This window comes from Achromobacter xylosoxidans A8, assembly GCF_000165835.1.
Classification (GTDB): domain Bacteria; phylum Pseudomonadota; class Gammaproteobacteria; order Burkholderiales; family Burkholderiaceae_B; genus Achromobacter; species Achromobacter xylosoxidans_B.
Window position 1 is genome coordinate 1138864 of the sequence record NC_014640.1, and the last position, 22568, is coordinate 1161431.

At 65.7% G+C, this 22568-nt stretch carries 26 protein-coding genes and 3 pseudogenes; 26 read left to right on the forward strand and 3 right to left on the reverse strand.

Annotated elements, in window-relative coordinates; genetic code table 11:
* The first annotated feature begins 489 nt into the window (after positions 1-489).
* From AXYL_RS05275 to AXYL_RS05310, 8 genes are all read left to right on the forward strand, one after another.
* Positions 490-2100: a DNA cytosine methyltransferase gene (locus AXYL_RS05275; protein ID WP_013391790.1), complete on the forward strand. Its 1611-nt coding sequence runs from the start codon at positions 490-492 to the stop codon at positions 2098-2100.
* Between the two features lie 243 nt (positions 2101-2343).
* Entirely contained in the window at positions 2344-2901 is a 558-nt protein-coding gene (locus tag AXYL_RS05280) for a hypothetical protein (protein WP_041652386.1), read from the forward strand.
* Between the two features lie 333 nt (positions 2902-3234).
* Positions 3235-3456 (forward strand): hypothetical protein, encoded by a 222-nt coding sequence (locus AXYL_RS05285; RefSeq protein WP_003120032.1) that lies wholly within the window; start codon positions 3235-3237, stop codon positions 3454-3456.
* Between the two features lie 21 nt (positions 3457-3477).
* Positions 3478-3870, forward strand: coding sequence for a hypothetical protein (locus tag AXYL_RS05290; RefSeq protein ID WP_003050375.1), 393 nt, complete (start codon positions 3478-3480; stop codon positions 3868-3870).
* Positions 3871-4052: 182 nt separating this feature from the next.
* Complete coding sequence (locus tag AXYL_RS05295) at positions 4053-4739, forward strand: hypothetical protein (protein WP_003116830.1); 687 nt, start codon at positions 4053-4055, stop codon at positions 4737-4739.
* A gap of 83 nt (positions 4740-4822) precedes the next feature.
* Positions 4823-5560 (forward strand): hypothetical protein, encoded by a 738-nt coding sequence (locus AXYL_RS05300; RefSeq protein WP_003116829.1) that lies wholly within the window; start codon positions 4823-4825, stop codon positions 5558-5560.
* A gap of 97 nt (positions 5561-5657) precedes the next feature.
* Entirely contained in the window at positions 5658-5936 is a 279-nt protein-coding gene (locus tag AXYL_RS05305; RefSeq protein WP_003116828.1) for a hypothetical protein, read from the forward strand.
* Positions 5937-6224: 288 nt separating this feature from the next.
* Positions 6225-7049, forward strand: coding sequence for a hypothetical protein (locus tag AXYL_RS05310; RefSeq protein WP_003098941.1), 825 nt, complete (start codon positions 6225-6227; stop codon positions 7047-7049).
* Between the two features lie 261 nt (positions 7050-7310).
* Here the strand turns inward: AXYL_RS05310 and merR are convergent, their stop codons facing one another.
* Entirely contained in the window at positions 7311-7718 is a 408-nt protein-coding gene (merR, locus tag AXYL_RS05315; RefSeq protein ID WP_003098939.1) for an Hg(II)-responsive transcriptional regulator, read from the reverse strand.
* A gap of 71 nt (positions 7719-7789) precedes the next feature.
* On the opposite strand from merR, the gene merT reads away from it, so the two are divergent.
* From merT to AXYL_RS05405, 18 genes and pseudogenes are all read left to right on the forward strand, one after another.
* Positions 7790-8140 carry a mercuric ion transporter MerT gene (gene merT, locus AXYL_RS05320; RefSeq protein ID WP_003116827.1) on the forward strand — a complete coding sequence of 117 codons (351 nt, stop codon included), beginning with the start codon at positions 7790-7792 and terminating at the stop codon, positions 8138-8140.
* A gap of 12 nt (positions 8141-8152) precedes the next feature.
* Positions 8153-8440: a mercury resistance system periplasmic binding protein MerP gene (gene merP / locus AXYL_RS05325; RefSeq protein ID WP_003116826.1), complete on the forward strand. Its 288-nt coding sequence runs from the start codon at positions 8153-8155 to the stop codon at positions 8438-8440.
* A gap of 10 nt (positions 8441-8450) precedes the next feature.
* On the forward strand, positions 8451-10139 hold the full coding sequence (merA, locus tag AXYL_RS05330) for a mercury(II) reductase (protein ID WP_003098932.1): 1689 nt from the start codon (positions 8451-8453) through the stop codon (positions 10137-10139).
* An 18-nt stretch (positions 10140-10157) separates the two neighbouring features.
* Positions 10158-10673, forward strand: a complete 516-nt coding sequence (locus AXYL_RS35450) for a Tn3 family transposase (RefSeq protein WP_003098931.1) — start codon at positions 10158-10160, stop codon at positions 10671-10673.
* A pseudogene (locus tag AXYL_RS35455) lies at positions 10637-11155 on the forward strand (Tn3 family transposase); the annotation flags it as partial. The gene AXYL_RS35450 and the pseudogene AXYL_RS35455, both read left to right, overlap by 37 nt.
* A 27-nt stretch (positions 11156-11182) precedes the next feature.
* Positions 11183-11485 (forward strand): annotated as a pseudogene (locus AXYL_RS05345) (DUF3085 domain-containing protein); the annotation flags it as partial.
* Positions 11486-11626: 141 nt separating this feature from the next.
* A pseudogene (locus AXYL_RS35265) lies at positions 11627-12077 on the forward strand (XF1762 family protein).
* A 310-nt stretch (positions 12078-12387) separates the two neighbouring features.
* Entirely contained in the window at positions 12388-13293 is a 906-nt protein-coding gene (locus AXYL_RS05355; RefSeq protein ID WP_003116825.1) for a DUF3577 domain-containing protein, read from the forward strand.
* Between the two features lie 145 nt (positions 13294-13438).
* The gene (locus AXYL_RS05360; RefSeq protein WP_013391792.1) at positions 13439-14266 is read left to right on the forward strand and encodes a DUF932 domain-containing protein; all 828 of its coding nucleotides are present in this window, start codon (positions 13439-13441) and stop codon (positions 14264-14266) included.
* Between the two features lie 94 nt (positions 14267-14360).
* On the forward strand, positions 14361-15050 hold the full coding sequence (locus AXYL_RS05365) for a DUF3275 family protein (protein ID WP_003116823.1): 690 nt from the start codon (positions 14361-14363) through the stop codon (positions 15048-15050).
* Between the two features lie 94 nt (positions 15051-15144).
* The gene (locus AXYL_RS05370; RefSeq protein ID WP_003116822.1) at positions 15145-15486 is read left to right on the forward strand and encodes a hypothetical protein; all 342 of its coding nucleotides are present in this window, start codon (positions 15145-15147) and stop codon (positions 15484-15486) included.
* 104 nt (positions 15487-15590) lie between these two features.
* Positions 15591-15998, forward strand: coding sequence for a hypothetical protein (locus AXYL_RS05375; protein WP_003116821.1), 408 nt, complete (start codon positions 15591-15593; stop codon positions 15996-15998).
* Positions 15999-16014: 16 nt separating this feature from the next.
* Positions 16015-16275, forward strand: coding sequence for a hypothetical protein (locus AXYL_RS05380; protein ID WP_003090124.1), 261 nt, complete (start codon positions 16015-16017; stop codon positions 16273-16275).
* Positions 16276-16351: 76 nt separating this feature from the next.
* The gene (locus AXYL_RS05385) at positions 16352-16999 is read left to right on the forward strand and encodes a hypothetical protein (protein WP_003116820.1); all 648 of its coding nucleotides are present in this window, start codon (positions 16352-16354) and stop codon (positions 16997-16999) included.
* Between the two features lie 64 nt (positions 17000-17063).
* Positions 17064-18173: a DUF6094 domain-containing protein gene (locus AXYL_RS05390; protein WP_003116819.1), complete on the forward strand. Its 1110-nt coding sequence runs from the start codon at positions 17064-17066 to the stop codon at positions 18171-18173.
* Between the two features lie 50 nt (positions 18174-18223).
* On the forward strand, positions 18224-18544 hold the full coding sequence (locus tag AXYL_RS05395; RefSeq protein ID WP_003116818.1) for a hypothetical protein: 321 nt from the start codon (positions 18224-18226) through the stop codon (positions 18542-18544).
* Positions 18545-18633: 89 nt separating this feature from the next.
* Positions 18634-18939 carry a hypothetical protein gene (locus AXYL_RS05400; RefSeq protein ID WP_003116817.1) on the forward strand — a complete coding sequence of 102 codons (306 nt, stop codon included), beginning with the start codon at positions 18634-18636 and terminating at the stop codon, positions 18937-18939.
* Between the two features lie 136 nt (positions 18940-19075).
* Positions 19076-21355, forward strand: coding sequence for a helicase-related protein (locus AXYL_RS05405; protein ID WP_013391793.1), 2280 nt, complete (start codon positions 19076-19078; stop codon positions 21353-21355).
* A 59-nt stretch (positions 21356-21414) separates the two neighbouring features.
* On the opposite strand, the gene arsH is transcribed toward AXYL_RS05405, so the two are convergent.
* Positions 21415-22137, reverse strand: coding sequence for an arsenical resistance protein ArsH (gene arsH / locus AXYL_RS05410; protein ID WP_013391794.1), 723 nt, complete (start codon positions 22135-22137; stop codon positions 21415-21417).
* Complete coding sequence (arsC, locus tag AXYL_RS05415) at positions 22130-22552, reverse strand: arsenate reductase (glutaredoxin) (protein ID WP_013391795.1); 423 nt, start codon at positions 22550-22552, stop codon at positions 22130-22132. The genes arsH and arsC overlap by 8 nt, the downstream gene beginning before the upstream one ends.
* Positions 22553-22568 lie beyond the last annotated feature (16 nt).

Sequence of the window (22568 nt, forward strand, 5' to 3'; positions counted from 1 at the left end):
GGCCCGTGTCCCGCATGCCCTGCGGGACGCCCCAGCGCGCAACGCCTTCTTGCTCCGTGTGCGCGTCCCGTCCGGCCGTCCCCGGCCGCGGGACCTGAAGGTGGCTTCTCCGCGAACCGCACCCCGCGCGTTCTCCTCGTCTGCATTCCTTCCGCCGCTGCGAAGGGTCCCCCGATGGCTTGCCTGTGCGAGCCATCCGGAGACCCTTCGCGGTCAGCGGTATTCGGTGCCGGTGCCCGCCGGCGCAAAAACGGGCTCCCTTTGTGCGCGGATGTGCGCCAGACGATGCCGGCCCCAGCCACGACATGGGCCGGGTGTGATTGCTTGATGAGCAGACGGTTCTAGCGACGACCGGGCCTGCCAATCAGCCCACGGGTGGTTCTTCTTTCCTCCCGAGCCGAAGGCCCCTGGGGCCTTCGGCGCCTTTCTCCTGCCTTTCAACGCCCCGGCCAGGGCGATGGCCCTGCGCCATACGAACAGGAGACCGACATGCACCCGAATCTTTGCGCACCGCCGCGCAACACGCCGCTGCTCTACGGCAGCGTCTGCAGCGGCATCGAGGCCGTGAGCCTCGCCTGGCAACCGCTCGACCTCGAAGCCGCGTGGTTCGCCGAGATCGAGCCGTTCCCGAGCGCCGTGCTCGCCCACCGTTACCCCCGCGTGCCTAACCTGGGCGACATGACCGCGATCGCCCGCCAGGTCCGCGCCGGCACCGTGCCAGCGCCCGACATCCTGGTCGGCGGCACGCCGTGCCAGTCGTTCAGCGTGGCCGGCGCGCGCCAGGGGCTGAACGACCCACGTGGTGCCTTGACCCTTGCCTATGTGGAGCTTGCAAATGCCATCGACCAAACCCGCCACCAAGACCGCCGCCCGGCGGCAACGCTCGTCTGGGAAAACGTCCCCGGCGTCCTCAGCGACCGCAGCAACGCCTTCGGGCACTTCCTGGGAGCACTGGCTGGAGAAAGCCGTGCGCTCGAACCGCCAGGGCAAAAATGGGCGCACGCAGGTTGTGTGTCTGGACCCCGGCGCCGCATCGCCTGGCGCGTGCTCGATGCTCAATATTTCGGCGTCGCCCAACGGCGCCGTCGCGTGTTTCTTGTGGCAAGTGGTGGAGGTGGCGTCGATCCCGCCGAGGTACTTTTTGAGCGCGACGGCGTGCGCGGGGATTCTTCGCCGGGCTTCGTGCCGTGGCAAGACGCTGCCGGCGCTGCTGGATCGGGCGCTGCGGCAGCAGGCGGGTACTCGGGATATGCAGGACTGAAGCAGCCCTACGGCAAGGCCACGGTGACGTTCGGATTCGGCGGGGGCAACACCGCAGGCCCCATTGACGTCGCGGCCTGCCTGACCGCGGCACCTGGCCCGAAGAACGACTTCGAGGTCGAGACCTTCGTGGCGCAGTCCATCGCGGGCAGCATCAGCCACACGCTCAGCACCGCCAACGGCGGCAAGGGCTGCAGCGAGGACGGCACCGGCAAGGGTGTGCCGATCATCGCCTTCACCGCCCAGGGCTGCGGAGCCGATGCAACGATGGCCTGGGCACCGACGCTGCGCGCGGGCGGGCATCGCCTCAGCCACGCGAATGCCGGCGTCGTGCCGGCCATCGCGTTCGCGCAGAACTCGCGCGGCGAGCTGCGGCTGGAATCCGGCCACGGCCAGCTTGCCGGGACGCTCTCCACGGGTGGCGGCAAGCCGGGCCAGGGCCGGCCGATGGTGATCGGCGTGGCGCTGCGCGGTCGCACCGAAGGCCTGGCCGCTGAACTGGGCGATGGCGTCTCGACCGCGCTGCGCACCAGCAGCGGCGGTGCCGACAAGCCCCATGTGCTGGCACCGGACTTCGAGGCACATTTCCGCTACGACTGGAACGACCCCGGCCCGGGCGACTGGTCGCAGTGGCGGGTACGTCGGCTGATGCCTGTGGAGTGCGAGCGGCTGCAAGGCATGCCCGACGACTACACGCTGGTGCCGTACCGCGGCAAGCCCGCCGCCGACGCGCCCCGCTACAAGGCGATCGGCAACTCCATGGCCGTGCCGTGTGTCGCGTGGCTGGGCCAGCGGCTGTTGCAGTGCCCGCACAAGACGGGATCGAGCGCTTCGGATTGATGCACGACGCGGCCGGCGGGCCGCGTGATCCTCCCTCCTGCATTGCCGACGCATCGGCAACAGCCAGCAGCCAGGGTGTCAAGGCTGCCGTGGGTTCCTCCCACGCCACCCGCCAGTTCGCCCCGGCATCTCTCCGGCGAACGCTGCCCACCGGGCATCGATGCCACCTTCCTCCAACCCACGGGATGTATGCCGCGTCCCGTCAGGGGCGTGTCGTCAACCCGGTCGATAACAGGACTTCCTATGGACACCATCACCCGACAAGACCGCATCACGCTCAAGAACCTCAAGGTCGCGGATTTCGCGAGCGAGGAAACGCTGTGCTTCACCGCCACCGTCATGTTCGACGGCAGGCCCATCGCCGAAGCCCGCAATGACGGACACGGCGGCTCGACGTTCGTGCGCCCGCTGCAAGGCCAGGCCGCGCTGCTGGCCCAGGCCGAGGAATTCGCCAAGAGCCTGCCGCCGGCATCGCTCGACGTCGAACGCGAGGACGACGAGCCGCTTCTCATCGACATGACGCTCGACTTCCTCGTGGACCAGTTGGCCGATGCCATGCATGCGGAGCGCAAGCTGCGCACCGCGTTCAACCGCGACATCGGCAACAAGGTGCTGTTCATCAAGGACGGCCGGCTGCTGTTCCTCAAGGGCATCAAGCTCAAGGCCATTGCCGACCGCGCGGCGTATTTCGCAAAGCTGCGCAGCCGACAGGACCAGCCCATCATCATCCTGGCCGAGCTGCCAGCGGACGAGGCATTCGCCATCTGGAAGCAGCATGTCCTGGGTGACAAGCCCCGCTGATCCAGCCTCACCGCACCGTCATGACCGCCCCGCACTCGTTGCGGGGCTTTTCTTTGTCCTGCGCACATCAATCGGGGCTGGACCAGATGCCGATTTCCAACTGACGTGGCGCGGCACCCTCACGAAGCTGTCCGCATGTCCGCTGATTCGTCAGCACATGCCAGCAGCCAGGGTTTCAGGCTGCCGCGGGGTTCTCTCCGCGCAACCCACCAGTCCGCATCGCATCCATTGCGCGGACGCGCGTTCCCAAGACGCTGATGCTTTTTTTTCAACCGCGTGCGGGAGCTGCCATCCCGTGAGGGACAGGGCCCCGCTTTTCCAAGGAGCCCATCCATGTCCCAGCAAGCCTCTTTCGGCCGATTCGGTCAATTGGCCTTGACCTACTGCGGCAAGTTCCTGCCGCTCGAAGTCCTGCACAGCGCCGCCGGCCACTACATCGGCACGCGCGATACCGAAGGTCCCGTTTCGCGGGAATCTCGTGAGTACTTCCGCAGCCATGCTGCGGCTCAACGTGCCCTCGAAAGAGGCGGCTGGTCCCAGCTCGCCATTCCCTGATCCAACTGGAGGAATCACGTCATGAACCAGCTACTGCCGCAGGAAGTCGTCGATCAGATCGTTCGGGAAGAACGGCATTTCAGCGCTGCGCCCCAAGCCTTTTTTGAGGCCTGGAAGCGTGGTGTCGAAATCGCCGGCCCGCAATGGTTTGGCGATGGCACCCGTGAAGGTCTGAACCAGGCCAAGAGCAAGTGGGATCTGCGTCCCGACATGCTGCGGCTCAACGACGCCCTCGGCGTCCTGAGCAGCGGGGAACGCATGTTCCTGTCCGCGATGGTCAGCTTCTACAACGCGCGCGAGGGCGGTGCCATGCTCAAGCGCTGCCACTTCAACGGGTTGTCGGACTTCGACGGCCTCGATCTGCCACGTCGCCAGGTGATCGCCGACCTGCTGCTGAACTACAGCGGTTGGTGAGCCGGTCCCTGGCACACCTTCATCACTGCGTTCACGGGACCCCATGAGGGACATGCGCCTCGTTCGAGGCCATGTCCCTCGCGTTTTCTCCCCGCCCAGCGCCATCCGGCATCAGGCGGTTTCCCCTGCGGATGCCATCGTCCGCAAGGGCTGGCTCCGTTCATTCATCGAAAGGAGCCTTCATGGCCAACAACTACTACGAAGCCACCGGCGTTCTCGTGCTCGACCGTGTGACGCCCGTCATCCAGGCGCTGTTCGGCGCCTTCGCGCTGGACGAGAGCCACCCCGGCAACGGGCAGGCCTACATCGCCCAGATCGCCGAGACCACCAATCCGCAATGGCCGGACGTGCTCGATGGCCTGGAAGACCTGGCCACGCAACTCGGTATTCCGATGCCGGACGACGAAGGGCTGTCGATCCCGCCGCTGCTCGAACTGCTCGCCGTGCACTTCCGTGCCGATGAGGACGAAGAGCTGGGGAACTTGATCGACCGTCATTCGTTCGAGGACACCGCCGATCTCGACGCATTGTTTCTGATCGCCACCCGGTTCGATGACGGGCACCACCTGACCGCCATCCAGTTCGAGGGCTGCTGGTACTGCAGCAAGCCGCGGCTGTTCGAGTTCGGCGGCAACGGCTGCTACCTGAGCCGCGAGGTCCGCTTCATCAGCTCCTCCTCCCAGGCCCTCCAGCTCGGCGACCAATTGCGCAAGACCATTGTGGCCGCCGACATCGAAGAGGCTTCGGCCCTGATCGCGCTGGAGACCATCAATCTGCTGGCGGGCGTCAGCGACGAGCCATTCCGCATGAATTTGCGCCGGCGCGTCGCCGAGCGATTGGCCCAAACGCCAACGATCAGCGTCACCTGACGCTGTTTCCTTTCTTTCCACCCACCGGGGTCAATTCCCGGTGGCGGGGATTTGCTCCATCATTATTCTGTTGGAGAAATCCCATGTCCCAGAATCCCAATCCCTTTCTACGCGGCTACTGGAATCTGAAAATCGTCCGCACGCTGTCCATCAGCTACGAGGACGGAAGCCCGCATGTTTGGCGAAACATCCACCCGAGCCAGCAGCACCTCTGCGACGCGGCGCTGGTTTCTTCTCCTTGCATCATCACCAGCGACTTCGCGGTGGTCAGGACTGGCACCGAACCTGTCGGCGCCGCACTGATCGCCGAATGCGACGCGGCTGAAGGGGGCAGCGGCGAAGGCATGGTGGGTGCCGTGGTGTACGCGATCCACGGCGACGACTTCGACGGCCGCCCCGTCCACATTGGCGACACCTATTCGGCCGAGGCCGCACGGGAAGTCGTGCAGCGGTTGAGCTTCGAGACCGGCTACTACAGCCGGTGCTGGGAAATCAGCAGCGCGCACATCAGCCGCGAAACCGGCCAGTACCTGGCCAACCTGGCTGACCTCGCGACGCCGGAGGCCTTTTTGTTCATCGCGTTCCGGATTCCCTACAGCCCGGCGATCGGCGTCAAGCTGATCTCCACGCCCTGGACGGACCAGCACCTGCAGGACGTCGAGGGGATCGCCGCCGAGCAGCTTCGGCAGGAGCACCGCAGCAAGGGCATGCCGGACGAGCTGGCACAGATCCTTGAACTGGCCGGCCAGGCCGACGTGCGCATCCTCATCCTCGATGCCGACGCACCCGTGTTGCCGGGCCTATCGCTGGCCGGCGAATAGCTGCCACACACATCCCCGGCCTTCCTTGTCCTCACCGCATGCCGGCCCGGTCTCCCGCCAGAGAGCCGGGCCGGCGCACTTTCACAGGAGCGATCCCATGTTCCCCGACCTCATCACACCCGCATCCGACTTCGAGCACCAACTCGGAGCCTGCGTCAACGCCATGAGCCAGGAAGATGCCATCGGCCAGATCCTGGTATTCGAGCGCATGAGCGGCACGCTGCACATGCGCCATATCGCCAGCGCCGACCTGGTGGACACCGACGTGGACGACTACGAAATGGTCGTCTTCGACGGTGGCAACACAAGCGGCGACACGTGGAAACACGTGTTCTTTCCGCGTCAGCGCGAGCACTACTTCGTGTACCAAGCCTGATTCCTCCAGCCCCTTTCGAGGGGCTTTTTCTTGCCCGCAGCACAGGAAAACGGTTGTGGTGCGGTGCCGTTTCCTGCGGGCAGGCAGACCGCCCCAGGGCCATGCTTGCCCCATGTTCGTCGGCGTTGCCGGCACATGCCCAGGCAGTCGAGACCTTCGAGGCTGCAAGCGCGGGAAACCGTGCTGGTCGTTTCTTCCTACGGACCTACCGCGTCCATCCACGCCACCCACAAGGGACCTCTCCCTTGCGGGCGGGGAATCCCTTGTTTTTCCTCAAGGAGTTTCCCCATGGATCGTTCCCTCATCAAATCCATGATGCCTTCGCTGGTCGCAGGCCATGTGCCCCGCAACGTGCGGTCGTTCAAGTACCGCGTGTTCGATGATCAGCCGCTGTCCTCAACGCTGGGCTTCGCCATCGACCCCCAACCCTTCGACGGCAAGGTGGTCGCCGCGACCGACGATGCCATCGTCGTCAAGCTCAAGCCTTCCGAGTTCGCGGTGCTCGATCCCAGCCTGGTGACCACGGTTCCTGCCGAAGGCGCCAAGGTGCATGTCCAACCCTATGCCCGTCGTCGCTTCGACGGACTGCGCGCGGACACGCCGGAGGTCATCACCGAGGAGACTTCGGACGGCACGCCGTACACCATCACGAGGCACATCCTCGGCTCGGCGCCGGCCAAGCTGCCCATTCCCACGCCGCAGTGCATGGAGTTGGGCCAGCTCATCGAGCAGTTGGAGGAGATGCCGGCCCCCGATCGCTTCCGGCGCATCACCCACATGCTGGTGGATGCCGGTGCCCGCGACTTCACCTGGGTCGATCCCACGCCCTCCAAGATCATCGAGACCCCGCCGGCGATCAGCTTCACGGTCTCGACCGCGAAGTTCGAGGGCCGGGTGACGATCCTCTACGACCGCGGCGGAGACACCTACGTGGTGGAACTGCACCGTCAGAACGGTGAATCGGTCGAACTGGTCGATCGGCACGACGAGGTGTATTTCGACATGCTCGGCGAAGTGCTGGAGAGGCTCATCGACGACGGGCGCTGGCGCCAGATCGACGTGAGCATCCTCGACGCGAAAGCGGCCCGCAAGCGCCAGGCCGTCCCGGCATGACGCCCCGCAGCGAAACCGGGCGGTCCTGCGGCTGACCCGAGGCATCCGCCACGGCGTTCCAGCCGTTCCGGCCGCGTGCACTACAGGCCCTTCATCCCATCGGATGGAGGCCTTTCTCATTCTTCCACACAGGAGATTTCATCCATGTCACTGCGATTCAAAGGCGCTGACCTGCGCCCCGTGCTGACCGAAGCCATCGCCAATCAGGGGTCGTCTCAGAAAACGGAAAAAAATCGTACGCTAAGAGCCGAAGTGGGCCCTTTAGCAGCAATGCAAAGCTGCGATCAACGGGCAGGAAACATTGCCATGGTGCGCGTTGCACTCTCTCACTAGCGTCGACAGGGCCTCTTCCATCCGCGTGAGGTCCGCCATGCGTGCGCGCACATCGGCCAGCCGGTGAGCAGCCAGTTCGGCCGCCTCGCTGCAATGGGTGCCGTCCTCCAGTTTCAGGAGCTGGCCGACTTCATCCAGGCTGAATCCCAGGCGCTGGGCTGACTTCACGAACTTCACCCGCGCCACGTCCGCCTGCCCGTAGCGGCGGATGCGACCGTAGGGCCGCTCCGGCTGGGGTAGCAAGCCCTTGAGCTGATAGAAGCGGATCGTCTCCACGTTGACCCGGGCTGCCTTGGCGAAGGCCCCGATGGTCAGATTCTCTTGAGCGTTCTCCATGGCGCTTGACTCCGTAGTTGACTACGGAAGTAACGTTACAGCATCAAGCGAAGTCCCGGAAGGAGAACCTTATGTCGGAACCCAAGAACGGCTGCGGCGCACTGGCGACCGGCGGCGTCGCGGCCGTCCTCGCCTCGGCCTGCTGCCTCGGCCCCCTTGTCCTGGTCGCGCTCGGCTTCTCTGGCGCGTGGATCGGCAACCTGACCGTGCTGGAGCCGTATCGGCCGATCTTCATCGGCGCAGCGCTCATCGCGCTGTTCTTCGCCTGGCGCAGCATCTTCCGACCAGCCCATGCCTGCAAGCCCGGCGACGTTTGCGCCGTGCCCCAAGTGCGGACTGCCTACAAGGTGATCTTCTGGATCGTGGCCGCCCTGGTTCTGGTTGCCCTCGCGTTTCCCTACGTCCTGCCGCTGTTCTACTGAAAGGAGATCACCATGAAGAAACTCACCACCCTCACCACCCTCATCGCCCTGGCCGCCGCTCTAAGCGCGCCCGCCTGGGCTGCCACCAAGACCGTCACCCTGTCGGTGCCCGGCATGACCTGCGCCGCGTGCCCGATCACGGTCAAGACGGCTCTGTCCAAGGTCGCCGGCGTCGAGAAGGCCGAAGTCAGCTTCGAGAAGCGGGAGGCCGTCGTCACCTTCGACGAGGCCAAGACCAATGCCGACGCCTTGACCAAGGCCACCGCAAACGCGGGTTACCCGTCCAGCGTCAAGCAGTGAGGGCGTAATCATGGCCGAGGCGATCACCCTCCACATCGAAGGCATGACCTGCACGTCGTGCGCCGAGCACGTCCAGCAGGCTTTGACGAACGTGCCCGGCGTGCGCGCGGCCTCGGTGTCCTATCCGCAGCGGCAGGCCGAAATCGAGGCGGATGCAGGCGTGAGCGTGGCCCCGCTGGTTGCCGCAGTGGCCACGCTCGGCTATCGCGCACGGCTTACCGACACGCCGAACAAGCCTGCCGGCCTGCTAGACAAGGCGCTGGGCTGGCTCGGTGGCGAAACGAAGCATGTTGGCGGTGAACAAGCGCTGCACGTGGCTGTGATAGGCAGCGGCGGCGCGGCGATGGCGGCTGCCTTGAAGGCCGTGGAGCAAGGCGCCCGCGTCACGCTGATCGAGCGCGGCACCATCGGCGGCACCTGCGTCAATGTCGGCTGCGTGCCGTCCAAGATCATGATCCGCGCCGCGCACATCGTCCACCTGCGCCGCGAAAGCCCGTTCGATGCTGGCCTGCCGGCCGCAGCGCCCGCTGTACTGCGCGAGCGGCTGCTGGCCCAGCAACAAGGCCGCGTCGAGGAGCTGCGCCATGCCAAGTACGAAGGCATCCTGGCAAGCACTCCGGCCATCACCGTGCTGCGCGGCGAGGCCCGGTTCAGGGACACGCGCACGCTGACCGTGGCGACCGCTGACGGCGGCACGCACGAGGTGAACTTCGACCGCTGCCTGATTGCCACCGGCGCGAGCCCGGCGCTTCCGCCAATCCCGGGCCTTGCGGACACACCCCACTGGACCTCCACCGAGGCGCTGGAAAGCAGCTCGCTCCCCGAGCGGCTGGCCGTGATTGGTTCCTCCGTGGTGGCGGTCGAGTTGGCGCAAGCCTTCGCCCGGCTGGGCAGCCAGGTCACGATCCTGGCGCGCAGCACGCTGTTCTTCCGAGAAGACCCGGCCATCGGGGAAGCCGTAACAGACGCCTTCCGCGCCGAGGGCATCGAGGTGCTGGACCACACCCAGGCGAGCCACGTTGCCTATGCGGGCGGGGAATTCGTGCTCACCACCGGGCAGGGGGAAGTGCGCGCCGACAAGCTGCTGGTCGCCACCGGTCGCGCGCCGAACACGCGCAGCCTGAACCTTGAAGCGGCAGGCGTCGAAGTCAATGCGCAGGGAGCCATCGTCATCGACCGCGCCATGCGCACGAGCGCACCGCACATCTTTGCTGCCGGCGACTGCACCGACCAGCCGCAGTTCGTCTATGTGGCGGCGGCGGCCGGCACGCGCGCCGCGATCAACATGACCGGCGGCGACGCGGCGCTGGACCTGACGGCGATGCCGGCGGTGGTGTTCACCGATCCGCAGGTGGCGACCGTGGGCTACAGCGAGGCGGAAGCGCACCACGACGGCATCGAGACCGACAGCCGGCTGCTGACGCTCGACAACGTGCCGAGGGCGCTCGCCAACTTCGACACGCGCGGCTTCATCAAGCTGGTGGCGGAAGCTGGCTCAGGGCGGCTGATCGGCGTACAGGCGGTCGCGCCGGAAGCGGGCGAACTGATCCAGACGGCCGCGCTGGCGATCCGCCACCGGATGACCGTGCAGGAGCTGGCCGACCAGTTGTTCCCCTACCTGACCATGGTCGAGGGACTGAAGCTCGCGGCGCAGACCTTCAACAAGGACGTGAAGCAACTGTCCTGTTGCGCCGGATGAGGAAAAGGGAGGTGTTCGATGAACGCCTACAGCCGCGCCAACCGCCGCATCTACGCGGCCTTGTCCGATCCCCTGTCGGCCACCCACCGGCACCGCCTCGACGATCTGCTCAAGCGCCACGACAACGGCAAGACGACCTGGCTGGCCTGGCTGCGCCAGTCGCCCGTCAAGCCGAACTCGCGCCACATACTCGAACACATCGAGCGCCTCAAAGCCTGGCAGGCGCTCGACCTGCCTTCCGGCATCGAGCGGTCGGTGCACCAGAACCGCCTGCTCAAGATCGCCCGCGAAGGCGGCCAGATGACGCCCGCCGATCTGGCCAAGTTCGAGGCACAGCGCCGCTACGCGACCCTGGTGCGCTCGCCATCGAGGGCATGGCCACCGTCACCGACGAAATCATCGACCTGCACGACCGCATCCTGGGCAAGCTGTTCAACGCTGCCAAGCACAAGCATCAGCAGCAGTTCCAGGCGTCCGGCAAGGCGATCAACGCCAAGGTGCGGCTGGCCACCTCGATCAAGCAGGGCACGGTGACGGCCTCGCTGATGCTCAGGAAACTCGGCAGCTACCCGCGCCAGAACGGCCTGGCCGTGGCGCTGCGCGAGCTGGGCCGCATCGAGCGAACGCTGTTCATCCTGGACTGGCTGCAAAGCGTCGAGCTGCGCCGCCGCGTGCATGCCGGACTGAACAAGGGCGAAGCCCGCAACGCGCTAGCCCGCGCCGTGTTCTTCAACCGGCTGGGCGAAATCCGCGACCGCAGTTTCGAGCAGCAGCGCTACCGGGCCAGCGGCCTCAACCTGGTGACGGCGGCCATAGTGTTGTGGAACACGGTCTATCTGGAACGGGCCTCAAACGCCTTACGCGGTCACGGCCAGACTGTCGATGACGCCCTGTTGCAGTACCTGTCGCCGCTGGGCTGGGAGCACATCAACCTGACCGGCGATTACCTCTGGCGCAGCAGCGCCAAGATCGGCGCGGGCAAGTTCAGGCCGCTACGACCGCTGCAACCGGCTTAGCGTACGATTTTTTCCGTTTTCTGAGACGTCCCCAATCAGTGCCGCATTGTCCTGGTCAAGGATCAGGGCGTGTACTTCCTCGCCGAGCGTGGGGAGCGTCGCCCGGATGGGCGCCAGGCACTGCTCGCCTACGCCGTCGGATGCAACCCGGACACCGACCCGTTCGATGACTGGTGGCACCTCGCCGGCCGCGAGCTGGGCGGCGATGACTTCGCGGAGTATTTCGACCCGAAGGACGGCCTGTTCACGCGCCTCCAGCACTCGGCGGACGATCTCGTGCTTTCCGCCACCGCCACGCACCTGTCCTTAGCAGTGGTGCCTCCCGCCTGACGCGGCAACCGCCTCGCAGCCCCCGCATCGGGGGCCTTCTTTTGTTCGCACCGCCGCCATCGCCGCGCGTGCGCGTTTGTCTCCAGCCGCCGAGGCACGCCCCGCCGGCCACAACGCCGGCATGCCACCGGAGACAACCGCATGAACACGCCATCGACCTCGCCGAGGCTGCACCTCCTACCGGTGTCGCTGCGCACGGCCAATGCATTCGTTCTGTCGCACCATCGCCACCACCGCCCGGTCCAGGGCGCGAAGTTCGCCCTGGCCGTCACGCTGAGCGACAGCGACCTGATCCACGGCGTGGCCATTGTCGGCCGCCCGGTCGCGCGGCACCTGGACGCTGGAAGTCACGCGGCTGTGCACCGACGGCACACCCAGCGCCTGCAGCAAGCTCTACGGCGCGGCCTGGCAGGCGGCAAGGGCGCTGGGCTACATACGCCTGCTCACCTACACCATGCCCGACGAAGGTGGCGCCAGCCTGCGCGCCGCCGGCTGGCGGCTGATCGGCGCGCGCGGTGGCGGCGCCTGGAGCCGTCCCGGCCGTCCGCGCGCCGATACCCCCGAGCACCTGCGCGGCGCCAAGTGCCTGTGACAGGCGCCGGGTGGCGCGGACAAAGGGAAGCGCCCGGGTGCCGATTGATTGCTGCCGCGCGCGCGAGGCCCCGCCATGCTGGCCCCATGCCTGCTGACGTCGTCAGCGACATGCCAGGCAACCATCGGTCTTCGAGGTTGCGGCGCAGTTCCCACTGCGTGACCGAGCCAGCTCGCACCGCATCCTTCCGCGAGCGGCCACCAGCCTCTGGTGGCGGATGCTTTCGCCTTATCAACCCACCGCGGGGTCACGCACCTTCCCCGCATGCGTGGGCCGGTGTGTCTCCGCTTCATCCCAATGGAGATTCACCATGAACACCACGTCCAACGAGAAATCGTATTTCGACCTCCACACCTCGGGCATCGGCTACATCCAGCGTGTCCGTGAAGTGCCCGTCCGGGGCGGCCGCCGTGCGCAGCCTTTCCTGGCATGCACCATCGCCGCGCTGGTCGGCCCCGCCCGGGACCCCAGCTACCGCTACTTCGACGTCAAGGTCTCGGGTGCCGAGGCCAAGAAGCTCGTTCAGCGCTACATCGGCGTTGACGATCCCAAGCAGCGCCCGCTGGTGCGCTTTCGCCTCGGTGACCTGTGGGGCGATGTGTACATCCGCGACAAGGGTGAGCAGAAGGGTCAGGCCGCCGCGTCCCTCAAGGCGCGACTGCTCAAGGCCGAACTGATCGACCGGGCCGAACTGGCTTCGATCGAGCAGCACGAGTTGATCACCCGCGGCATCGGCTATCTCAATCGTGTGAAGGACGTCACCCCAAAAGCTGGCGACTCGTTCCTCTCTTGCACCGTCGCGGCACTGGCCGGGCCTGTCGATGAACCGGAGTATCGGTACTTCGACACCATCGTCGCCACCCCGGAAGCCGAGCACCTGGTTCGCCGGTGCGTTCAGGCCGTCGAGGGTGACCGCAAGGTGCTGATCGCCTTCCGTCTGAACGACATGAAGATCGATCCGTACATCCGCACCAAGGGTGAGCACGCCGGGGAACCGGCCGCCAGCCTGGAATCGACGCTGGTCCACATCGGTCTCATCAAGATCGACGGCACCCAGGTCTATCCGACGAGCCAGGCGCAAGCCGAGGCGCCGCCGGCCGAAGACGCATCCGCGTCCGAAGCCGACGATGCCATCGACACGGCCACCGAGCCCGCCGAGCGCGAGCCCGAGGCGCAAGTCCAGGAGCAGGAGCCGGCATTGGCTGCTTCGTTCTGATCCGGCACGGCCTCTCACGGGGCCTTGTCGCTTTTCCTCCCCACGTACGCCGCGTCCCCAGGACGCGTGCTTGCGCATTTCATCCCCCGAGTTCCGCGTGGTCTCACGGCCACGCGGTTGTCGAATTTCTCAAAGGAGATCAGCCATGTCTCTGGTATCCCGCTTTGCTCCGCAATCCCCGATCCTGCGCTCTGATCGCCCACTCTCGGACGACCGCATTCGTGCCGTCGTTCCGTCGATCTTCGCCGACGCTCCACATGGGAGCCGGTCCGATCGGTATGCCTACATACCGACCTCGACCGTGCTGACCAAGCTGCGCCAGGAGGGCTTCGAGCCCTTCATGGTGTGTCAGACGCGCGTGCGCAACGAAGACCGGCGCGAGTACACGAAGCACCTCATCCGACTTCGCCATGCAAGCCAGATCAACGGCGACGAGGCGAACGAGATCATCCTGCTCAACAGCCATGACGGCACGAGCAGCTATCAGATGCTCGCCGGCATGTTCCGGTTCGTCTGCCACAACGGCCTGGTTTGCGGTGACACCACCGCAGACATCCGCGTTCCCCACAAGGGCGACGTGGCCAGCCAGGTGATCGAAGGTGCCTACGGAGTCCTCGAAGGTTTCGAGCGCGTGCAGAACGCGCGCGATGCGATGCGCACCATCACCCTCGATGAGGGCGAAGCGGAGGTCTTTGCGAACTCTGCGCTCGCACTCAAGTACGACGATCCGGCCAAGTCCACGCCTGTCACCGAGAGCCAACTGCTGGCCCCTCGGCGATGGGACGACCGCAAGAACGACCTGTGGGCCGTCTTCAACCGCGTCCAGGAGAACCTAGTCAAAGGGGGCCTGAACGGACGCACGGCCAACGGCCGCAATCAGCGCACCCGTCCGGTGCAAGGCATCGACCAGAACCTGCGCCTGAACCGGGCGTTGTGGCTGCTGGCCGAAGGCATGCGCCAGCTCAAGGCGTGATGCCACGCGGACCTCGCCCACCTCGGGCGAGGCCATTTCCTCTCATCCACCGGGTGCCGTCGGCGGCCCGTCATTCATCATCAGGAGAACCATCATGGCAACCCCATCGGCTTCCGAGAAATCTGTTGCGCCCATCGTCGTCCCCGGCCAGCTCACGCTGCGTACCATCCGCGGCAAGAACGGCCCGTTCACGGTTGGCCGCCTCGCGACGCACCTCGGTACTTTCGAGGTCAAAGACCCGGAGCTGGAGCAGTACCCCGAAGGCAAGTACGACGGGGAATTCATCATCAGGTACATCTTCCCGAAGTCCTATCCGGTCGGCGGCGGCATGCGGTTCGAGATCCGTGCCAGCCTCGACGGCATGACGCTCAACGGCATCGACAAACTCAGCCGCGACGAAGCCCGCAGCTTCGCCACCCAGGACGTCGATCCGCTCGATGAAGAGCAAGGGGCGCAGCCTGCGGCAACGCCGGCCAAGCCCACCAAAGCGTCCAGGCCCGCCAAGCCCGCACCCGTGCAGGCGTCCGCGGACCCGCTGGTCGATACCACGCCCTTCGGCGTGGATGCGCCACCGCCTGCTACGGCCGCTGCCCCCGGCAGCACCGAAGACGGTGACGCCGCGCTCTTCGGCCTGCTGTGGCCGCTGGGCGAGTCCGTGAAACTGGATTCGACCATCGACCGCCGCACCCTGCGCGCGCAGATCGCCCGCCTGGGCGAGCTGGGCTACGCGCTGGACTTCAAGACGCAGGAGTGGAGCCGCCAGGCCGAACCAAAACCTGCGTGATCGCAGACGCCGCATGCGCGGTGTTCTTCATCCACCCGCCGGGGTTCCTTTCCCATGCGGGGGAGGCCCTGGCCATTTTCTGGAGGTCTCCATCATGTCCACCATCGCTTGCGATACCCCGCGTTCAACGCTGGATGAACCCGCGTGGCGGGACCTTTGCAAAGCGGCCGCCGCACACGCCCAGCGCGGTTGCGGCTTGTCCTACGACCACTACGTGACGCTCTTCAGTTCGGCGATCGACGCACAGGCCAATCGTTTGCCGGATGAGCAACGTGCTCAGGCTCTCGAAATCGCGGCCCAGGAATGGGACTACGCAACACCTGCCGAACGGCAGGAAACCCAGGACTGGAATGCGGAGCATGGCTATTGCTCGCACGGGATCGAGTTCGGCTACTGCCCGGCCGGTTGTGATCGAGACGATGACGACTGGGATTGAGGGCGACGCATAGGTTCCTTCGCCGCAGATGCGGCATTCCATCACCCGCTGGGGGTTCTTCCCCACGGGGAGGCCTTCAGCTCAACTTTTCGAGGAGGCCTCTCATGGGCTGGTATTTCTCAAACCAATCGCGGTCCGAACTGATCGCGGAACTGATCGCACCGCAAGAGACCGAGCGCGCCAGCGTCAAGGTCATCGCTCACACCCTGCGCGGCAACGTGCTGTGGTCCGTCGCCGAAGTGACCGCCAAGGTCGAAGGCGTGCATCGTGATCTCGCACCGGGCCAGTCCCTGCGCTACATCCGCTGCGATCTGCTTGAACGAAGCGGCGGCCAGTGGGGCTACAAGTCCTTGGACGAGTCCATGCACCCGTACTACTACACGTGCCCGCTGTCCTATCTGGACCTCGCACCGGAGCAGTCCGCCGACTGGCGTGCAGGCGTTCGCGCCTACCACGCCCGGCGGCGCACACCCACGGCATCCGCGGCATCCGCCGCGGCGTCGATGGCCTGAGCCAGGAGGAACCGACATGGACCCGATCCTGGCAACGCTTCCGCCCTCGTTGCTGGCACTCGTTGAAGGGAGTTTGTCCAACGACGAAGTGTCCTCCGACGAGGAAATGCTGGCGTACTTCATCGACAACGGCCTCACCGAGGACCAGGCACGGCAGGCACTGACCTACCGCGACCAGTACCTCAACAACATCTACCTGGAAGGCTTCACGCCGATCACTTCGGCGGACGAGCCGCTTCACTTCAACCCGCACACCCGGCAGTTCGAGCCGGACTGAGCGGTTTTCTTCCACCCCCTGGGGCAGTACTTGCCCCAGCGGGCGGTGCTGTTCCCGTTCATCCGAGGACACCACCATGCCCGCAAACACTTCTTCCACGCTGTACCGCATCGACGAATGCCCGGACGTGATGGCCGACGCCTGCGTCGGCGATGACCAGGGCAACCTGATCTTCCTGTCCATCTGGGCGCGGGACACCGCCGTCCAGCAGTTCCTCGCTCGCCTGACCCTCGGGCGCGACGAGCAGGGACTGGACCAGTTCCACGTCATCACCGACCAGGGCGGCAGCGTCCCGGTATTCATCGGCAACGTCGATCGCCTGGAAAAGCGCATCACGCGCGCGTACCGGCGGACGCTGTTCGGCTCGCTGTCCAACGTGTGGCTGTTCGACCGGCGCTGCGTCAAGCCCGACAAGGCCAACGCCAGCGCATTGGCACTGCTGCCACGCGACAGCGCCCACAGGCTTGACCGCCTGTGGATGCTGGTGCGGGACACCTGCCCGTTGCCGCTGCTCGATCACTGGCGCGAGACCGTGCTGGAACTGCTGCAAACCCGCGAGATGCTGGCCCGCCTTCCGTTCGCCCTCGGGCCGCTGGAAGGCCATCGGCTCGCCATCGACGTGCCGGCGCTGACCCTGGCGCTCGGCTCCCTGATCCGCAGCGACGCGCTCACCGCCTATCCGTATCCGGCCAAGATTTGGACGCCGGAAGCGGTAGCGGCTTGACCCACCCTCGGAGGCACGCCTTGGCGTACTTCCGTGTTTCATCCCCGCCAACCAGGAGACTTCCATGGCCCTCATGTTCCCGCGGCTCGCCCGCAATTTCGTCAAGAACGGATATTTCCCGACCGACGAACCCACGCTCGAAAGAGCGCTCAACGCACTGATGCCCAGCGACGGGCCGATGTGCATCCTCGATCCCTGCGCCGGCGAAGGCGTGGCGATCGCCGAAGCCGCCCATGCCCTCGGGCGCGAGCAGGCAAAGGCGTTCGCCGTCGAGTTCGACGCGGAGCGGGCGCGCCATGCCCGCGGCCTGGTCGATCACTGCCTGCACGCGGACCTGATGGACACGATGGTCTCCAAGCAGTCCTTCGGGCTGCTCTGGCTCAACCCGCCGTATGGGGACCTGTCCAAGGACGTCAACGGCAACATCGGCTATCAGGGCCAGGGCCGTGCCCGCCTTGAAAAGCTGTTCTACCAGCGCACGCTCTCGCTGCTGCAATACGGCGGCGTGCTGGTTTTCATCGTCCCCGGCTACGTGCTCGACGCGGAGTTGGTCGGCTGGCTGACGCGCCACTACACGGACCTGCGCATCTACCGAGCGGTGGAGACGCAGTTCAAGCAGGTGGTGATCTTCGGACGCCGGGTGCGCCAGCGCGAGCAGGTGCCCGATGGCGTCAAGGCCGTGCGCAATCTGCTGTTGCAGGTAGGGCAAGGCGAAGTCGAAGCCGAGGAACTGCCGAGCGAGTGGCCGTTCCTGCCGTACATCGTCCCCGCCAGCCCGGCCGAGCCAGAGCATTTCTTCCGCGTGACGATGGAGCCCGAGCAGTTCGCCGATGAGGTTGGCAGGCTGCAAGGCTTGTGGCCATCGCAGGACACGCACCTGGGGGCTGCGCAGCAATCGCTGCGTCCACCGGCGCGGGCCTTGTCCCGCTGGCATCTCGCCCTGGCTCTGGCCGCGGGTGCGATCTCGGGGGTTGTGCGCTCCAAGACCGGGCGCGTGCTCGTCGTCAAAGGTGACACCCACAAGGACAAGACGCTCCAGCGGGAGTTCACCGAACGCGAAGACGGCTCCATCGCCGAGACCCGCATCCTCACCGACAAGTTCGTTCCCGTCATCCGCGCGTGGGACATGACACCTGGCTCCGCGACACGGGGCGAGGTGTTGACCATTCGCTGATCCACCGGACGCGCTGCCGTCCTGCTGTACCAACTCGAAGGAGAAACACCATGATCCCCAATCCGTTCAAGCGGCCTGCGCCGCACAAGCAACCGTTGTTCGCACCGAGTACGTTGAAGTTGAGCGAGAAGGTGCATTGGCTGGCCCGGCGAGGCCTGATCGACCCCTTGGCCTATGTCCAGCGCCATGTGCGCGGGGACTGGGGCGAGATCGATGAGGCCACACGCCAAGCCAACGACGTGGCGATCCAACAGGACAACCTAATGATCTCGCAGTTCAGGATCACGCCGGACCTGGCGCTGATCGTCAAGACCAGCGAGGACCACCAGACCACGGTGGTCCAGCTTCCCGAAGAGCGGGACCTGATCTGAGGCCCCACATCGTCATCCTCATCCACCTGACGGAGCCACTTCACTCCGGCAGGGGTGTCGTGGCTCAATGACTCATCAAGGAGGAGCCCATGGCATCGCATCGCATCGAAACCTACTGCCAGCGGCTGGCGTTCCCCATCGGGGCGCTCATCTTCAGCAGAGGTGTAGACCGCCTGGTCCGCGCGGGTCGCCTGGACCCGATCCCGTACTTCAGGCGCCACACCCGTGGCGACTGGGGCGACGTCAACATCCAGCAATGGCAGACGAACAGCAGCGCGCTTCAATCGGGCGCGTCGCTGGAATCGCACTACGTGATCCATCCGGGGCTCGCCATTCGCATCGTCACCGATTCGCAGCGCTGCGCAACCGTCATCGTGCTTCCGTCCGAAGACTGAGCACGGTTCACCTGCGGGCCGCCCAGGCCAGCACCTTCAACCACCCTCAGCCACGCGTCGATTCTCTTCCCACCACGGGGCATGCCATTGCCCCGCTGGGGGTGGTGCATGCCCCATTTTTCTTTGGAGCATCACCATGTCCCTCGATCTCGAAACCACTGCCGCTGAATCCGCGCCCGTACAGGGCGAACTGCTCGACGCGGAATCTTCCCCTCTGACCCTGAGCCTTCAGGATTTTGTCGGCGAGTTCGGCGACGAACTACTCGACGCCCTCAACAGCGCTAATCCGCCGGTCTATACCGGCCAACCGCAGGCGCACCGGCAACTGGTGGTCGCCAGCCTCAAGCGCAAGCTGTTCCCAGCCCAGGCCGAAGTCGTCCACGCCGCCGCCGAGCTGCTGATCGACCGTGGCGAACGTGCTGCGATCGTCAATGGCGAGATGGGCTGCGGCAAGACGACCGTCGGCATTGCCACGGCCGCCGTGCTCAACGCCGAAGGCTATCGCCGCACTCTGGTGCTGTCGCCGCCCCACCTGGTTTACAAGTGGCGGCGCGAGATCCAGGAGACGGTGGCCGGTGCCAAGGTGTGGGTACTCAACGGGCCGGATACGCTCGTCAAGCTCATCAAGCTGCGCGAGCAGTTGGGCGTGCAGCCCACGGGCCAGGAGTTCTTCGTCCTGGGGCGCGTCAGGATGCGGATGGGCTTTCACTGGAAGCCTGTCTTCACCACGCGGCGCACCCGCCACGGCGACGTGGCGGCCTGCCCGGACTGCGGCACGGTCATCACCGACCTCGACGGCGAGCCGGTCAACCCGATCGCGCTCCAAGCCGAGGAGTGCCGCAGGAAGTGCGGCCACTGCGCCGCGCCCCTGTGGACACTGATCCGCCCGCGCAGTCTGTCCGGCAGCGACCAGTCCTCGGCCGTGCTCAAAGCCTTAAAGCGCATACCGACCATCGGAGAGGTCACCGCGCAGAAGCTGATGCAAAAGTTCGGTGACGGGTTCCTGGCGTCGATGCTCGGCGACAACATCCATGAGTTCATCAACCTCATGGATGGCAACGGCGAGCTGGTGTTTTCCGACCGTCAGGCCACGCGCATGGAACGTGCGATGGCCAACATGGAGTTCGGCTTTGGCGAGGGCGGCTATCAGCCGTCCGAGTTCATCAAACGCTACCTGCCGCAAGGCACGTTCGACCTGCTCATCGCCGATGAGGCACATGAGTACAAGAACGGGGGCAGTGCCCAGGGCCAGGCCATGGGCGTGCTGGCGGCGAAGGCTCGCAAGACCTTGCTGCTGACCGGCACGTTGATGGGCGGCTACGGGGACGACCTGTTCCACCTGCTGTTCCGAGCCCTTCCGGGGCGGATGATCGAAGACGGCTACCGCCCGACCACGAGCGGCAGCATGACCTCGGCTGCGATGGCGTTCATGCGCGATCACGGGGTGTTGAAGGACATCTACTCCGAGAGCACCGGCACGGCGCACAAGACGGCCAAGGGCACCAAGGTATCGGTGCGCACGGTCAAGGCCCCGGGGTTTGGCCCCAAGGGCGTGCTGCGCTGCATCCTGCCGTTCACGATCTTTCTCAAGCTCAAGGACATCGGTGGCAACGTCCTGCCGCCGTATGACGAGGAGTTCCGTGAAGTCGCGATGGACACGGCGCAAGCCGCGGCCTACCGCGATCTGGCGGGTCGGCTGACCGCGGAGCTGAAACAGGCTCTGGCGCGACGCGATACGACCTTGCTGGGTGTGGTCCTCAACGTGCTGCTGGCCTGGCCGGATTGCTGCTTCCGGTCGGAGACCGTGGTGCATCCGCGCACGCGCAACACCTTGGCGTTTGTCCCGGCTCAGTTCAACGAGTTCGAGATCAGCCCCAAGGAGCGTGAGCTGATCGACATCTGCAAAGCGGAGAAGGCGCAGGGCCGCAAGGTTCTGGCCTACACGGTCTATACCGGCACGCGGGACACCACGTCGCGCCTGAAGGTGCTGCTGGAGCAAGAAGGCTTCAAGGTGGCGGTGCTGCGCGCAAGCGTGGATGCCAGCCGCCGCGAAGACTGGATCGCTGAGCAACTGGATCGTGGCATCGACGTGCTCATCACCAATCCCGAGCTGGTCAAGACGGGATTGGACTTGCTGGAGTTTCCGACGATCGTGTTCATGCAGTCGGGCTACAACGTGTACTCGCTCCAGCAGGCGGCACGCCGCTCCTGGCGCATCGGGCAGAAGTTGCCGGTGCGCGTGATCTACCTCGGCTACGCCGGTTCTTCGCAGATGACCTGCCTGGAACTGATGGCCAAGAAGATCATGGTCTCGCAGTCCACCTCGGGCGACGTGCCCGAATCGGGGCTGGATGTCCTGAACCAGGATGGTGATTCCGTCGAGGTCGCACTGGCCCGGCAACTGGTCGCCGCCTGAACTTCACGCAATGCCGACGACCGAGAGGTCGTCGGCTCTTTTTTCAGCGCCTCGCAGCGTCAAATTGCACCTTGCCGTACACGCCTGGACAGTGATTCAGCGCTTTCCTTGCGCTCGCTGTAACGATCCACCAGATACGGCGCCACGTCGCGCGTGAGCAGCGTGAACTTCATCAGTTCTTCCATCACGTCCACCACGCGGTCGTAGTAGGCCGAGGGCTTCATGCGTCCGGCCTCGTCGAACTCCTGGTACGCCTTGGCGACCGAGGACTGGTTCGGGATGGTCAGCATCCGCATCCAGCGGCCCAGCACGCGCATCTGGTTGACGGCGTTGAACGACTGCGAGCCGCCCGATACCTGCATCACCGCCAGCGTCTTGCCCTGGGTCGGGCGCACCGCGCCGACCGACAGCGGAATCCAGTCGATTTGGGTCTTCATCAGGCCGGTCATCGCGCCGTGGCGCTCCGGCGAACTCCACACCATGCCCTCGGCCCATTGCACCAGTTCGTGCAGTTCCTTGACCTTCGGGTGATCGGCCGGCGCATCGTCCACCAGAGGCAGCCCGGACGGATTGAACAATCGGGTCTCGCCGCCCAGCGCCCGCAAGATGCGTGCGGCTTCTTCGGCTGCGAGGCGGCTGAACGAGCGTTCGCGCAGCGAACCATAGAGCAGCAGGAAGCGCGGCGCGTGCGTGGCCCGTGCCGGCGCGAACAGATGTTCGGTGTCCGGTTGCTGGAACAGCGCCGTGTCGATGTTCGGCAGGTCGAGACGAGATTCAGACACGGCGGCCGTCCTGATCGACCACCGGCTCGCCGTCTTCCTTGTTGAACGCGCCGCGCTGCGGCTGCGGCAGCAGGTCGAGCACGGCTTCCGAAGGCCGGCACAGGCGCGTGCCTAGCGGCGTGACCACGATAGGCCGGTTGATGAGGATGGGATGCTGGAGCATGAAGCCGATCAGGTCGTCGTCGCTCCACTTCGGGTTGCCCAGGTCGAGGTCGGCATAGGGCGTGCCTTTCTCGCGCAGCACGTCTCGCACCGGCACGCCCATCGCCGCGATCAGCGCCTGGAGCGTGTCGCGGTCGGGCGGCGTTTTCAGGTACTCGATGATGGTCGGTTCCTCGCCGCTGTTGCGGATCAGGCCCAGCACGTTGCGCGAGGTGCCGCAGGCTGGGTTGTGGTAGATCGTGATGGTGCTCATGGATGCCTCTTGGAGG